General features: G+C 73.1%; 14 protein-coding genes. 8 read left to right on the forward strand and 6 right to left on the reverse strand.

What is annotated here, in order from left to right; all coding sequences use genetic code 11:
- The first annotated feature begins 12 nt into the window (after positions 1 to 12).
- The gene (locus KSK32_RS14625; protein ID WP_216936090.1) at positions 13 to 1,647 is read left to right on the forward strand and encodes a fatty acid--CoA ligase; all 1,635 of its coding nucleotides are present in this window, start codon (positions 13 to 15) and stop codon (positions 1,645 to 1,647) included.
- A gap of 182 nt (positions 1,648 to 1,829) precedes the next feature.
- On the opposite strand, the gene KSK32_RS14630 is transcribed toward KSK32_RS14625, so the two are convergent.
- The 4 genes from KSK32_RS14630 to KSK32_RS14645 form a co-directional block, all read right to left on the reverse strand.
- Positions 1,830 to 2,843 (reverse strand): NADPH:quinone reductase, encoded by a 1,014-nt coding sequence (locus KSK32_RS14630; protein WP_216931715.1) that lies wholly within the window; start codon positions 2,841 to 2,843, stop codon positions 1,830 to 1,832.
- 96 nt (positions 2,844 to 2,939) lie between these two features.
- Positions 2,940 to 3,590 (reverse strand): HAD family phosphatase, encoded by a 651-nt coding sequence (locus KSK32_RS14635; RefSeq protein WP_216931716.1) that lies wholly within the window; start codon positions 3,588 to 3,590, stop codon positions 2,940 to 2,942.
- Between the two features lie 31 nt (positions 3,591 to 3,621).
- A complete protein-coding gene (locus tag KSK32_RS14640) occupies positions 3,622 to 4,470 on the reverse strand; it encodes a hypothetical protein (protein ID WP_216936091.1) in 849 nt (282 codons plus the stop codon).
- A 139-nt stretch (positions 4,471 to 4,609) separates the two neighbouring features.
- Complete coding sequence (locus KSK32_RS14645; protein ID WP_289256601.1) at positions 4,610 to 5,269, reverse strand: FKBP-type peptidyl-prolyl cis-trans isomerase; 660 nt, start codon at positions 5,267 to 5,269, stop codon at positions 4,610 to 4,612.
- 158 nt (positions 5,270 to 5,427) lie between these two features.
- On the opposite strand from KSK32_RS14645, the gene KSK32_RS14650 reads away from it, so the two are divergent.
- Complete coding sequence (locus tag KSK32_RS14650) at positions 5,428 to 5,820, forward strand: PPOX class F420-dependent oxidoreductase (protein WP_216931718.1); 393 nt, start codon at positions 5,428 to 5,430, stop codon at positions 5,818 to 5,820.
- A 49-nt stretch (positions 5,821 to 5,869) separates the two neighbouring features.
- On the opposite strand, the gene KSK32_RS14655 is transcribed toward KSK32_RS14650, so the two are convergent.
- Positions 5,870 to 6,862: a Ku protein gene (locus KSK32_RS14655; protein ID WP_216931719.1), complete on the reverse strand. Its 993-nt coding sequence runs from the start codon at positions 6,860 to 6,862 to the stop codon at positions 5,870 to 5,872.
- Between the two features lie 87 nt (positions 6,863 to 6,949).
- Here KSK32_RS14655 and ligD (KSK32_RS14660) point away from each other — a divergent pair, with 87 nt between their 5' ends.
- Positions 6,950 to 7,888, forward strand: coding sequence for a non-homologous end-joining DNA ligase (gene ligD, locus KSK32_RS14660; RefSeq protein ID WP_216936093.1), 939 nt, complete (start codon positions 6,950 to 6,952; stop codon positions 7,886 to 7,888).
- Positions 7,878 to 8,792: a non-homologous end-joining DNA ligase gene (gene ligD, locus KSK32_RS14665; RefSeq protein WP_216931720.1), complete on the forward strand. Its 915-nt coding sequence runs from the start codon at positions 7,878 to 7,880 to the stop codon at positions 8,790 to 8,792. The genes ligD (KSK32_RS14660) and ligD (KSK32_RS14665) overlap by 11 nt, the downstream gene beginning before the upstream one ends.
- Here the strand turns inward: ligD (KSK32_RS14665) and KSK32_RS14670 are convergent.
- Positions 8,719 to 9,795 carry a hypothetical protein gene (locus tag KSK32_RS14670; RefSeq protein ID WP_216931721.1) on the reverse strand — a complete coding sequence of 359 codons (1,077 nt, stop codon included), beginning with the start codon at positions 9,793 to 9,795 and terminating at the stop codon, positions 8,719 to 8,721. The two genes, ligD (KSK32_RS14665) and KSK32_RS14670, sit on opposite strands and share 74 nt — an antisense overlap.
- 194 nt (positions 9,796 to 9,989) lie before the next feature.
- Here KSK32_RS14670 and KSK32_RS14675 point away from each other — a divergent pair, with 194 nt between their 5' ends.
- The 4 genes from KSK32_RS14675 (at position 9,990) to KSK32_RS14690 (ending at position 13,162) form a co-directional block, all read left to right on the forward strand.
- Complete coding sequence (locus KSK32_RS14675) at positions 9,990 to 10,685, forward strand: TIGR03089 family protein (RefSeq protein WP_216931722.1); 696 nt, start codon at positions 9,990 to 9,992, stop codon at positions 10,683 to 10,685.
- A gap of 110 nt (positions 10,686 to 10,795) precedes the next feature.
- Positions 10,796 to 11,692, forward strand: a complete 897-nt coding sequence (locus KSK32_RS14680; protein WP_216931723.1) for an alpha/beta fold hydrolase — start codon at positions 10,796 to 10,798, stop codon at positions 11,690 to 11,692.
- 305 nt (positions 11,693 to 11,997) lie between these two features.
- Entirely contained in the window at positions 11,998 to 12,846 is an 849-nt protein-coding gene (locus KSK32_RS14685) for a GNAT family N-acetyltransferase (protein ID WP_216931724.1), read from the forward strand.
- Positions 12,839 to 13,162, forward strand: coding sequence for a hypothetical protein (locus KSK32_RS14690; protein ID WP_216931725.1), 324 nt, complete (start codon positions 12,839 to 12,841; stop codon positions 13,160 to 13,162). The genes KSK32_RS14685 and KSK32_RS14690 overlap by 8 nt, the downstream gene beginning before the upstream one ends.
- Positions 13,163 to 13,237: the final 75 nt, after the last annotated feature.

The following is a 13,237-nucleotide window of genomic DNA, read 5'->3' on the forward strand; positions in this document are numbered from 1 at the left end:
CGTAGCACGATGATGGACGCCCCTCTCCAGGTCGCCCGGATCCTCGAACACGGCTCCACCGTGCACGGCGCGGCGGAGGTGGTCACCTGGACCGGCGCCGAACCCCGCCGGATGACGTACGCGGAGGTCGGCCGTGCCGCCGCCCGGCTGGCCCACGCGCTGCGGGACGAGTGCGGGGTGACCGGCGACGAGCGGGTCGGCACGTTCATGTGGAACAACAACGAGCACCTGGTGGCGTACTTCGCCGTCCCGAGCATGGGCGCGGTGCTGCACACGCTCAACATCCGGCTCTTCCCCGACCAGGTCGCCTACATCGCCAACCACGCGCAGGACCGGGTGGTGCTCGTCGACGGCACGCTCATCCCGCTGCTCGCCCGCGTGATCGGCGAGATGACCACTGTCACCCACGTGGTGGTGGTCGGTGGCGGCGACCCGGCCCCGCTGCTGGCCGCGGCCGGCGACCGGATCACCGTGCACCACTGGGACGCGCTGCTGGCCGGCCGCCCGGACCACTTCGACTGGCCGGAGGTGGACGAGCGCGACGCCGCCGCCCTCTGCTACACCTCCGGTACCACCGGCAACCCCAAGGGCGTCGCCTACTCCCACCGCTCGATCTACCTGCACTCGCTCCAGGTCTGCATGCCGGAGGGCTTCGGGCTCGGGCCGAACGACAGGGAGCTGGCGATCGTGCCGATGTTCCACGCGATGTCGTGGGGCCTGCCGTACGCGGCGTTCCTCTCCGGCGCCTCGCTGATCATGCCGGACCGGTTCCTCCAGGCCGAGCCGATCGCCGCCATGATCGCCGCCGAGCGCCCCACGCTCGCCGGGGCGGTGCCGACCATCTGGACCGATCTGCTGGCCTACCTGGACGCGCACGAGGTGGATCTCTCCTCGCTGAAGGAGGTCATCGTCGGCGGGTCGGCCTGCCCGCCCGCGCTGATGCACGCGTTCCACGACCGCTACGGCATCGATGTCATCCACGCCTGGGGCATGACCGAGATGTCGCCGCTGGGGTCGGTCTCCCGGGCACCGGCCGGCGCGACCGGCGACGACGCCTGGCGCTACCGCTACACGCAGGGCCGCGTCCCGGCGGGCGTGACCGCGCGGATCGTCGGCCCGGCGGGCGAGCCGCTGCCCGCCGACGGGACGTCGGTGGGCGAGCTGGAGGTACGCGGGCCGTGGGTGACCGCCCGGTACATCGGCGACGACGCCCCGGAGGAGGAGAAGTTCCGGGACGGCTGGCTGCGTACCGGTGACGTCGGCACGCTCTCGCCGGACGGCTACATCACGCTCACCGACCGCGCCAAGGACGTGATCAAGTCGGGCGGGGAGTGGATCTCCTCGGTCGAGCTGGAGAACGCCCTGATGGCGCACCCGGCGGTGCTGGAGGCGTGCGTGGTCGGCGTACCGGACGAGCGCTGGGACGAGCGGCCGCTGGCCACTGTCGTGGTCCGCGAGGGCGCCTCGGTGACCGCCGAGGAGCTGCGCGACTTCCTCGCCGGGTCGGTGGCCCGCTGGCAGTTGCCGGAGCGGTGGGCGTTCATCGACGCGGTGCCGAAGACCAGCGTCGGCAAGTTCGACAAGAAGGTGGTGCGCTCCCGGTACGCCGACGGCGGGCTCGACGTGCGGGAACTGACCGCGTCGTAACGTTTCGCGGCGTACCGTCGCCTATACGGGCAGGAACACGTTTCCAACAGGCATTCCTCCCAGAGGGCGGCCCCGGCGTTCGCACCGCGCCGGGGCCGCCCGTCCGTTACGGGGTGTGACCCGCACCGTCATTGTTGCGAAACTTGTTCGCGTCTGTCCGGCTGTCGGGGAAATCCGGTCGTCTACTCGTCGGCGGTGCTCACCAGCACCTTGCCCACCGCGCCGTCCTGCACCGCCTGCTGCGCGGCGGCGGCCTCCGCCAGCGGATACCGGTGCAGCGGCAGCCCGGCCTCCTCGCCGACCCGGATCGCGCCCTGCGCCACCGCCGCCGCTATGTCCGTGACCGCCTGCGCCTTCGCCACCTTCGGCGCGGTGTAGATCAACACGAACTGCCAGCGCGCGTTCGGGCCCATCAGCGGCCGGATCGGCAACGTCACCTCGCCGCCGCCGTCGTCGGCGTACACGCAGACCGCCCCGCCGGTGCGCAGCATCCGCACGTCGGCGGCGGCGTTGCGGGCGGCGGACACCTCGACGATCGTGTGGACCCCGTCGGGCGCGACCTTGCGGACCTCCTCGACCACGTCCTGCTCGCGATAGTTGATCACGAAGCTGGCGCCGGCCGCCGCCGCGAGCTGTGCCTTCTCCGGGCTGCTCACCGTGGTGATCACGCACGCGTCGGCCCACCTGGCGAGCTGGATCGCCGCGTTGCCCACCGCGCCCGCACCGCCCTGCACCAGCACCACGTGGTCGCTCAGCGCGCCGGCGTGCAGCTTGTCCGGCATGAACTCGCCCGCGGTCAGGCAGCGGTGCGCGGTCATGAACGGGATACCGAGCGCCGCGCCCAGGTCGAACGAGGCCGGGCCGAGCGGCACCGCGTGCCGGACCGGGACCAGCGTGTACTCGGCGGCGGTGCCCCACGGGCGCTGCCACGCCGCCTCCCACACCCAGACCCGCTCACCGATGAGCGTCCGGTCCACGCCCTCGCCGACCGCCTCGACGACCCCGGCGCCGTCCTGGTGCGGGATCTGCCAGCCGGCCGGCAGCGGCCACGCCTGGCGGGCCTTCCAGTCGGTCGGGTTCACCCCCGACACGGCCATCCGGACCAGCACCTCGCCCGGTCCGGGTTCCGGCACCGGCCGCTCGGTCACCTGGAGCACCGAGGCGTCCCCGCTGCGCTCGTACACGATCGCCTTCATCCGCCCTCCCCTTCCCACCTGCGCTACCCCTCCGCCTACCGATCATTCGAAGGAAGGGCCCCCTGTTAACGCCTCAGGTAGAGGAAGGGCCCCCTTTTAACACCCCTCGACCACCTCGGGCGTGAGCGCGCCGATGGACGGGAGCAGCACAGCCGCGAGCGCCTCCGCGTCCGGGTCGAGCGGATAGGACGAGTGCGGCACCGCCACCACCCGGCACCCGGCGGCGGCCGCCGAGCGGACCCCGTTCGACGAGTCCTCCACCGCCACGCACCGGGCCGGGTCGACGCCCAGCCGCTGCGCCACCGCGAGCCACACGTCGGGCGCGGGCTTGCCCCGGGCGGTCTCCTCGGTCGACAGCGTCGCGCCGAACGCGCCGGCCAGGCCCGTCGCGTCCAGCGCCGCCGCGATCAGCCGGGTCGGTGAGGAGCTGGCCAGCCCCAGCGGCCACCGCGCGGCCATTTCGCGCACGACCGCGTCGGCGCCGTCGATCAGCGGTACGCGCTGCGCGTACCGCCGGGCCATCTCGGTCACCACCTCGGTGGCGACCTGTTCGGCCGGCCTGTCGACGCCCAGTTCACCGCTCAGGTACGCGGCCCACTCGCCGGTGCTCATCCCCATCAGCCGGCGCTGCGTGTCCGGCTGCCAGGTGCCCCCGTGCTCGGCCACGTACGCCCGCCGGACCTCCTCCCAGACCGGCTCGGAGTCCACGATCACGCCGTCCAGGTCGAAGAGCACCGCGTCCACCATTCCGCCATCCTGCCCCAGCCGGCGGCCGGACTCACCGCGGCAGCGCCGCTGGGGCCGAACGCTGCGCCGGAAGACCGATCGGGGCCTGGGACGGGATGATCGTGCGGCAGCGCGTCGCGATCGGTTCCAGCAGCTCCCGCAGCCGGGCGGTACGCTCCGCGCCCAGCGCCCGCCACGGACCCGCCGCGGCCCGGTCGGTGGCCTCCTCGACCACGCGGAACGTCTCCGTGGCGTACGGCGTGGGAGTCAGGGCGGCGGTCAGCCAGCCCTTGTCCACCAGGCGCTGCTCGGCGGTGGTCCACTGCTCGTCGGTCCAGCCCCGGGCCGGCTGGTGGAACTCGCGGGACTGGTCGACCCGGCACCGCCAGGCCACCACCTCGACCGGTTCCAGCCCGGTCGTCACCAGCGCCGCGACGTGGCCGTCACCGCGGTGCTCGCGCAGCGTGGCGGCGGCCTGCCAGAGCCGGGCGAGCGGGTACTCACCCCGGGGCAGCGCGGCGTTCACCGCGCCGAGCACCCGCCCGGCGACGTCCACCCGGCCGGCCGCCTCCTCCAGCAGATCGGCGGCCTCGACCAGGTGTGACTCGGGCAGCTCGTAGGTGAACTCGGCGAGCGCCTGGACGCCACCGGTGAGCCGGGCCCGCAGCGCCTCCTCCGGGGTGGCCAGGCGCCACACCGACGGCAGCGCACGAGCCACCATGGCCGGCGCGAAGCTGAAGAACGCGGCAGTCACCGCGGGCGCGTCGACCGCTCCGAGCGGCGCGGCCCGGCCGGCGAAGTAGCCGCGCCAGTAACCCCGCAGCCCGACCGCCTCGAACGCGGCGCGAGCGCGCGGATGGAAGTAGGTAACCGCGTGGACCGGCTCGTAGAGCGTCCACATCTGCCGGGCCACCCCGGTCTCGTCCAGCGCCGCCACGTGCACCTCCGCGTCGGTGGGCAGGTCACCACGGGCGGACGTGCCGCCCGTGGTGACCATGAACCTACTGCCGCTGGGTGACCGGACGGAAGCCCGGAGTGAGCTACTGCGCAGCCAGCACGTCGACGACGAAGCGCAGCGGCCCGGCCGGACGGCCGCCCGCGGCGTCGTTGCCGTACGCCAGCTCGGCCGGGAGGTCCAGCTGGACCCGGCTGCCCACCGGCACGCCGACCAGGCCCTGGTCCCAGCCCTTGATGACCTGGCCCACGCCGATCTGGAAGGTGGCCGGCTGGCCGCTGTCCCAGGACGCGTCGAACTGCTTGCCGTCGGAGTAGAAGACACCCACGTAGTTCGTGGTGATGTTCTGCCCGGCCTTCACCGCCGGGCCGGTGCCCTTGACGAGCGTGGTGACGGTGAGCTTCTTCAGCTCACCGGTCCCGGCCTGCACCGTCGGCTTGGTCTTCAGCGCCGGGTCCATGCCGGCGGGCAGCTCCGGAGCGGGCGGCGCGCTGGGCTCGGCCGGGGCGGTGGGGCTGGCCGAGGAGCCGGCGGTGGACGCCTTGTCGTCGTCCCCGCTGTTCAGCCAGACCAGGCCGCCTACCAGGGCCACCACGGCGAGCACACCGACGGCCGCGCCGAGGATCGACTGCCGGCGGCGGCGCGCCTCGGCCGCCTTCTTCTCGGCCAGCTGGGCGGCCAGCCGCCGCTGTGCCTTGGTGGCCGGGGCCTGGCCCGCCGACCGGTTCTCCACACGCTCGCTCACGTCGACTCCCTGCAGGGTGGGTGGGTGCGCCCCCGGCGGGCCGCCGCCGAGGCCAGCGCACACGGTACCCGCCCGGACCCCCAGCGTGCCCCTGCGCCCGCCACGATCCGGACACGAAGCCCGATACGGGGGCGCCGTGCAGGGGTACGTTCCGGACCATGGCGATCCTCAGCGAAGAAGACCTGGCCCTGCTCGGCGAACCGCAGCTCGCGCACGTGGCGACGATCGAGGCCGACGGCACCCCGCACGTCACCCCGGTCTGGGTGGACACCGACGGCGAGCACATCGTGTTCAACACGGCCAAGGGCCGGCAGAAGTACCTGAACATGTCCCGGAACCCGGTGGTCGCGGTGTCGGTGGCGGACAAGGCCGACGACTTCCGCACCCTCTGGGTGAAGGGCACCGTCGAGTTCGTCACCGAAGGCGCCGACGAGCACATCGACCGGCTGGCGAAGAAGTACCTCGGCCAGGACACCTACCCTTGGCGCCGCCCGGGCGAGGAGCGCGTCATCGTCCGCATCACCCCGACCGAGAAGCTCGGCCGCGGCTGAGCGGCGAAGGCCCCGCCCTCCACCCGGGGCGGGGCCTTCGCCGTACGCGTCAGGCGGTCTTCTTCTTCGCGGGCGCCTTCTTTGCGGCGGTCTTCTTGGCCGGTTCGGCCTTCTTCGCCGCCGTCTTCTTCGCGGGGGTCTTCTTTGCGGCGGTCTTCTTGGCCGGTTCGGCCTTCTTCGCCGGCGCCTTCTTCGCGGCCTTCTTCGCGGAGCGGGCCGACGAGATCGGCGTCGGCTCCGCACCGCCGCCGGACGGCGCCTCGCCCCGGGCCGCGCGGGCCCGCTCCACGGACGCCTTGAGCGCGGCCATCAGGTCCACCGCGGCGGCCGGCGCCGCCTCTTCCTCCTCCGGCTGCACCACCTCGCGGCCCTCGACCTTGGCGTCGATGACCTCCTGCAACGCCGCCCGGTAGTCGTCGGTGAACGCATCCGGCTCGAACTCACCGGCCATCGAGTCGATCAGCGAACTGGCCATCGCCAGCTCCGGCGGGCGCACCTTCAGGTCCTCGTCCAGGAAACCGAAGTCGGGCCGGCGGATCTCGTCCGGCCACAGCATGGTGTTGAGCAGCAGCACGCCCTCGCGGACCCGCAGCGTGGCGAGCTGCTCGCGCTGGCGCAGCGCCACCTTGACGATCGCCACCCGTTCCGAGTCGGACAGTGCGTCGCGCAGCAGCACGTACGGCTTGGTCGCCGAGCCCTCCGGCTCCAGGAAGTACGCCTTGTTGTAGAGGATCGGGTCGACCTGCTCGGCCGGTACGAACTCCAGCACGTCGATCGCGTGCGAGGTGCTCAACGGCAGGTCGGCGAAGTCCTCGTCGGTGAGGATCACCATTTCACCGCCGCCGATGTCGTACCCCTTGGCGATGTCGTCGTAGGTGACCTCCTCGCCGCAGACCGAGCAGGTGCGCTTGTAGCGGATCCGGCCGCCGTCCTCACGGTGCACCTGGTGGAAACGGATGTCCTTCTCCTCGGTGGCCGAGTAGACCTTCACCCCGATCGACACCAGGCCGAACGACACCGCTCCTTTCCAGATCGCCCGCATACCCGCGCTCCTCTCCCCGGTTGACCACCAGAATCGCAAACGATCGAACGGGACGCACGCGCTTCCGTGCGCAACTACAGTCAGGAGGTGCCCGGCGCGCCGTTGAAGCCGATGCTCGCGACGACCGGGCAGCTCCCGGCCGGCGCCGCCTGGTCGTACGAGTTCAAGTGGGACGGCGTCCGCGCGCTCGCCGACATCTCCCGTGGCGACAGGCACTTCTACGCCCGCTCCGGCGTCGAGATCACCACCGCGTACCCGGAACTGCTCAACCTGGCCGAGCAGGTCGACGACGCGCTGCTCGACGGCGAGGTGGTCCTCTTCACCGACGGGCAGCCCTCGTTCACCGCGCTCGCCGAGCGGATGCACGTCCGCAACCCGGCCAAGGCGGCGCGGCTGGCGGCGACCGTACCCGTCACGTACATGATCTTCGACTTGTTGCGGCTCGACGGCGTCGACCTGACCGCCCGGCCGTGGCGGGAGCGGCGGGCGGCGCTGGAGTCGCTCGGGCTCGGCGCCGCCCGGTGGGCGGTGCCGCCGGTTTTCGCCGACGGCCCGGCCACCTACGCGGCGGCGGGCGAGCACGGGCTGGAGGGGGTGATGGCCAAGCGGGCCGACTCGCTCTACCGGCCCGGCGTGCGCTCGCCGGACTGGGTGAAGGTCAAGCTGGAGGTCACCGCCGATTTCGTGGTCGGCGGCTGGCGACCGGGCGCGCGGCGCGTCGGCGGCCTGCTGGTCGGCGTGCCCGGCCCGGACGGGCGGCTGGTCTACCGGGGGCGGGTCGGCGGCGGGATCGGCGCCGCGATCGAACGGGAACTGCTCCGCGAGCTGGAACCACTGCGCACCACCGACTCGCCGTTCGCCGCCGGCGTGCCACGCGAGGATGCCCGCGGCGCGATCTGGGTAACTCCCCGGGTCGTGGTGGAGGTCAAGTACGGCCAGCGCACGCCGGACGGCCGGCTGCGCTTCCCGCGCATCCTGCGCCTGCGCCCGGACAAGCCGCCCGAGGAGGTCGACGATGCCGTCTGACCGGTTCAAGGTCGAGGTCGAGGGGCGCTCACTGGAGCTGTCCAACCTGGACAAGGTGCTGTTCCCGAAGGCCGGTTTCACCAAGGGCGAGGTCATCGACTACTACACCCGGATCGCCCCCGTACTGCTGCCGCACCTGCGCGACCGCGCGCTGACCCGGATCCGGTTCCCCAACGGCGTCGACGGCGGCTCGTTCTTCGAGAAGAACGCACCCGCCGCGACCCCCGGTTGGGTACGGACGGAGAACCTGCCCGCCCCCGGGTCGACGAAGGGGCGGGAGACCATCGACTACGTGGTCTGCGACGAGCTGCCCACGCTCGTGTGGCTGGCCAACCTGGCCGCGCTGGAGCTGCACACTCCGCAGTGGAAGATCGGCGCACACCCGGACATGATGGTCGTCGACCTGGACCCGGGCGCCCCGGCCGCGCTCAAGCAGTGCTCCCAGGTGGCCCTGGTGATGCGCGACCGGCTGGCTTCCGACGGTGTCGAGGCGTACCCGAAGACGTCGGGCAAGAAGGGCATGCAGCTCTGCTGCCCGATCGCCGGTACGCAGGACGCCGAGATCGTCTCCGACTACGCCAAGCGGATCGCGCAGGAGCTGGAGCAGGCGCACCCGAAGCTGATCGTGTCGAAGATGGCGAAGAACCTGCGACCCGGCAAGGTCTTCATCGACTGGAGTCAGAACAACGCGGCGAAGACGACAGTGGCGCCGTACTCGCTGCGGGCCCAGTCGGTGCCCTCGGTGTCCACGCCGCTGACCTGGGACGAGGTGGAGGCCGGCGCGTCCGGCAAGCGGCCGTCGACGAAGCCGTACACCGCGGGCGAGGTGCTCAAGCGGGTGGAGAAGCAGGGCGACCTGCTGGCTCCGCTGCTCGACGGCGGTCCCGCCCTGCCGACCCGCTGACCCGCCACCAGGCGCCGCCGACCAGCAGCAACACGATCACGCTGATCGCCACGTCACCCACCAGGGCCGCCGCCGGACTCGCCGGGGCGTAGGTCGGCACGCCGTACGCGAAGGCGGCCGCGACGAGCGGGCTCGCCGAAGCCGCGGCGAGCACGTGCCGCTGCCCCCAGCCGGCCCGCCGCGACCAGCGCACCAGCGCGACGGCGGTGACCGAGGCGAGCGCGAGGGCGAGCACGACCCCCGGCCACCCCGGGGCGATGGTGGACCCCACGTATGCGACAGCCACGACCAGCGCGGGCCGGACCGGCCGGGGCGCGGTCGCCGAGTCGGCGTGCGGTTGCCCGGCGTACGGTGGGCTCGCGTGCGGTGGCTCGGCGTGCCGGCGGCCGAGCAGGGCGGCGGCGACCAGGGCCAGCGCCACGCCCGTGGCGAACGCCAGCTGGACCGGCGGAGCCAGGAAGCCCTTACGGCCCTCGTCGTCGGCGAACACCAGCAGGCTGCCGCCGAGCCAGAGCAGCGCCGCCACGACCAGCCCCGGGCGGCCCAGCCACGGCCGCGCCCGGCGAGCCCTTCCCAGGTACGACTCGACGAGCGCGATCGGCGCGCAGATGGTCAGCACCACGTGGTTGCCGACGTAGTCGACCGCCTGCCGCGCGCTGAACCCGAGACCGGGCACCAACGTGGCCTCCGCGGCGGCCCGGGTGTCAGCGAACTCGGTGTCGTCCAGGAACCCGGGGTTGAACAACGACTGGTCGACCAGGCCGGCCTGAACGACGCCGAACGCGGCTGCGAGCAGCGCGATCCTCGGCCAGCCGAGCCCGAGCCGTCGGGCCGTCTCCCGAATCAGCAGCGCGGCCCCGCCGTACATCGGGGCGAGCACCAGCACCACGAACGGCATGCCGGTGAGGGTGAAGCCGCCCCAGACGCACTCGGCGGTCCAGGGGGCGAGCAGCAGCAGCGCGACCGCCGGGACCAGCCGCACATGCCAGGGTTCATTCGCCATGACCGCACCGTCCCGCATCCACGCGGCTCCTCGATACCGCCGTCGGACCATCGAACCAGCGACCAAAGTCGATGGTCGATGCCCTTCCGTGCTCTGCCCGGCCTGCTCACGCGCGGCGACGGCGGCGATTCACCCTCATGGTCGACCGGTTCGCCCGGCTAGGGTGAGCTGACCGTCAGGGAGGAGCACATCCGATGGCCACTCGCGCACCCGCCACCGTCGCGGCCGACGAGCCGATGCTGACGTACCTCGACGACGCCACCGGCGAGCGCACCGAGCTGACCGGGCCGCAGCTGGGTCAGTGGGCGGCCCGCAGCGCCGGGCTGCTGCGCGACGGATGCGGGCTGCGCCCCGGCGACCGGGTGGCGGTGCTGCTGCCGCCGCACTGGCGTACCGCGGCGGTGCTGATCGGCGCCTGGTCGATCGGGCTGACGGTGTCGTTCCGTCCCCGTGCGCTGGCCGGACTGCCGGTCCTGGAACCCGGCGCGGACCGGCCGTACGACGCGGTGTTCGTGACCCCGGAACGCCTCGACGACTGGCTGGAGGACGTGCCCGAGGGGACGCACCGCTACCTGGTGGGCACCGGGCCGGGGCCGCTGGCCGAGGTGCCGCCGGGCTGGCTGGACTGGTCGGCCGAGGTGCTGCGGCACCCCACCGACCCGCCGGACTACACCGCCGTCGACCCGTCCGGCCCGGCCACGCCCGACGGCACCAGCTTCGGCGCGTGGCGCCGCCTGGCCGCCGAGATCGCCACCCGGCAGGAGCTGCGCCCCGGCGACCGCCTCGTGGTGGAAGCGACCAAGGAGGAGCAGCCCCTGAAGTGGCTGCTCGCCCCCCTCTCCGCCGGCGCCACGGTCCTGATCCACGCCAACCCGCGTCCCACCCCCTGACAGTCCTCCACCTCGCCGATCTTGCGGTTACGGCCCCTCGGGCGCAGGGTTCGCGGCTTCCGCCGCGTCGGCGCCTGCATGATCAACGGCGGGGTGGGGATCCGGGCTGGATGAAAGGGCTGGGAGAGCTGCGCCGGGTCGACGCGGGGGACGTGAGCGTCGGGTACCTGGACTCGGGGCCGGAGGACGGGCCGGTGGTGGTGCTGCTGCACGGGTGGCCCTACGACATCCACAGCTTCGCCGAGGTGGTGCCGCTGCTGGCGGGCGCGGGACGGCGGGTCGTGGTGCCCTACCTACGGGGGTTCGGCGCCACCCGGTTCCGCTCGGACGACATCCCGCGCAACGGCCAGCCCGCCGCCCTGGCCGCGGACACGGTGGCCCTGATGGACGCGCTCGGCGTGGAACGGGCCACGCTCGCCGGGTTCGACTGGGGGGCGCGTACCGCCGACGTGATCGCCGCGTTGCTTCCCGAGCGCTGCACAGGGCTGGTCTCGGTGAGCGGTTACCTGATCGCCGGGCAGGAGGCGGGCCGCGCGCCGCTGCCACCGGCGGCCGAGCTGTCCTGGTGGTACCAGTTCTACTTCGCCACCGACCGGGGGCGCGACGGGTACGACCGGAACCGGCGCGACTTCGCCGAGCTGATCTGGCGTACCGCCTCGCCGCAGTGGCGCTTCGACGACGCGACGTTCGACCGGAGCGCGTCGGCGTTCGACAACCCGGACCACGTCGACGTGGTGATCCACAACTATCGCTGGCGGCTCGGGCTCGCCGAGGGCGAGGCGAGGTACGACGAGTGGGAACGGCGGCTGGCCGCCGACCCCGGTATCTCGGTGCCCACGATCACGCTCGAAGGCGACGCCAACGGCGCGCCCCACCTCGACCCGTCCGTCTACGCGGGACGGTTCACCGGCAGGTACGAGCACCGGACCGTGACCGGCGGCATCGGCCACAACCTCCCCCAGGAGGCGCCCCGGGACTTCGCCCGGGCCATCCTCGACCTGCCCTGACCGCCCGCCCTCGCCTCCCGCCCCGCATGCGCCGCATGTGCCGCCGATCTGTGAGTGGGGTTGTCAAGGACTCCCGGCTCCGAGAGATCTTGGTACCAAACGGCCCCCATAGGGGCCCTTTCCTACCAAGATCTCCACCGATCGAGGAGCCATAACTCCAAGATCGACGGCGGTGGCCGGGATGGTGGACGGCGGCGGGGTGGGCGGGGAATCGGGTTGACCACCGGGGGAGGAGTGGGGCCTACTGCCGGAGGGCCGGACCATGGCGGTCGGGCCCTGACGGCGGCGGGCGACAGGGGTGGACCGTGTACGGGGTGTTCTGGCGGGAGTTCGGCGAGGACGACCTGCCCGCGTTGACCGGGCTGGCGCAGGCGTGCCTCGCCGCCGACGGCGGGTTGCCGCTGTTCGGGCGTACCCCGTTGGCGCGGGCGCGGCTGCTCCAGACGCGTACCCACGGCGCCTGGTCCGGCGGCGACCTGGTCGCGGCCGTCGGGGTCGGCGCCGGGCGGACGCCGGCCACCGCCACCGGCCTGGTGCACCCGGCGTGGCGCGGGCGCGGCCTCGGCGGCGCGCTGCTGGACTGGGCGGAGAAGCAGGCGGGCGACGCCGGTCTGCTGGTCACCAACGAGACGTGGAACGCGGGCGCGGAGGAGTTGCTCACCGAACGCGGCTACACGCGGACGTTCCTGGAATGGGTGCTGCGGCACGACCTCGACGCGCTGCCCGACGTCGCCGCGCCGGCCGGCGTGACCGTGGAGCAGGCGACGCTGGGGCCGGAGCTGTTCGCCACCTACCGCGCGTCGTTCGCCGACCGGCCCGGCTTCGTGGAGCCGGAGGCCGAGGAGTGGCTGGGCGACCTGCGCGACGACGAGGACTTCCGCCCCGAACTGACGCTGCTGGCGCGGGGCCCGGAGAGGGAGGCGGCCGGGTTCGTCACAGTGCTGGACGACTGGATCGACCAGGTCGGCGTCGTGCCCGGGTGGCGCGGGCGACGGATCGGCGCGTACCTGGTGGCACGCGTGCTGCGTGGTCTCGCCGACGCGGGCGCGGACGCCGCGTGGCTCTGCGTCAACGACGACAACCCGGCCGCCGGGCTGTACCGGCGGCTCGGCTTCCGCGACTTCGGCCGCCGCGCCCGCTACCGGCATGACTGACCCGACCCGAGCGGCCATCGTGCGGGCACTCGCCGACCTGTGGGCGAACGGCTGCCCGGTGCCCGCGCCCGAGCACCAGGAACGGCTCGCCGACGTCGGCCTGCGCCGCTGGCGCAGCGTCGCGCGCCGGCACCGGGGGCGGCGGCTCGGCCCGGACGACAGGTTCAGAGATCTGGTACGCGGACTGGTCGCCGCGTTCGAGCCGGACCGTGCGCTGGTCGGGCCGTTGATTCGCGACTACGAGTGCGTGGCGCGTGCCATCGCCGGCGTCATGACGTCGACGGACCCACCGGGGTCTGTTGCGGACGACCGTTGACGTGCTCTTATGGCGGGACGACGACGTCATCGATCCGCAGCTTTGACAACCCCGCGTCGGTACTCCTTTCACGCG

It is taken from the genome of Micromonospora sp. WMMB482 (genome assembly GCF_019038635.1).
Lineage (GTDB): Bacteria > Actinomycetota > Actinomycetes > Mycobacteriales > Micromonosporaceae > Micromonospora > Micromonospora marina.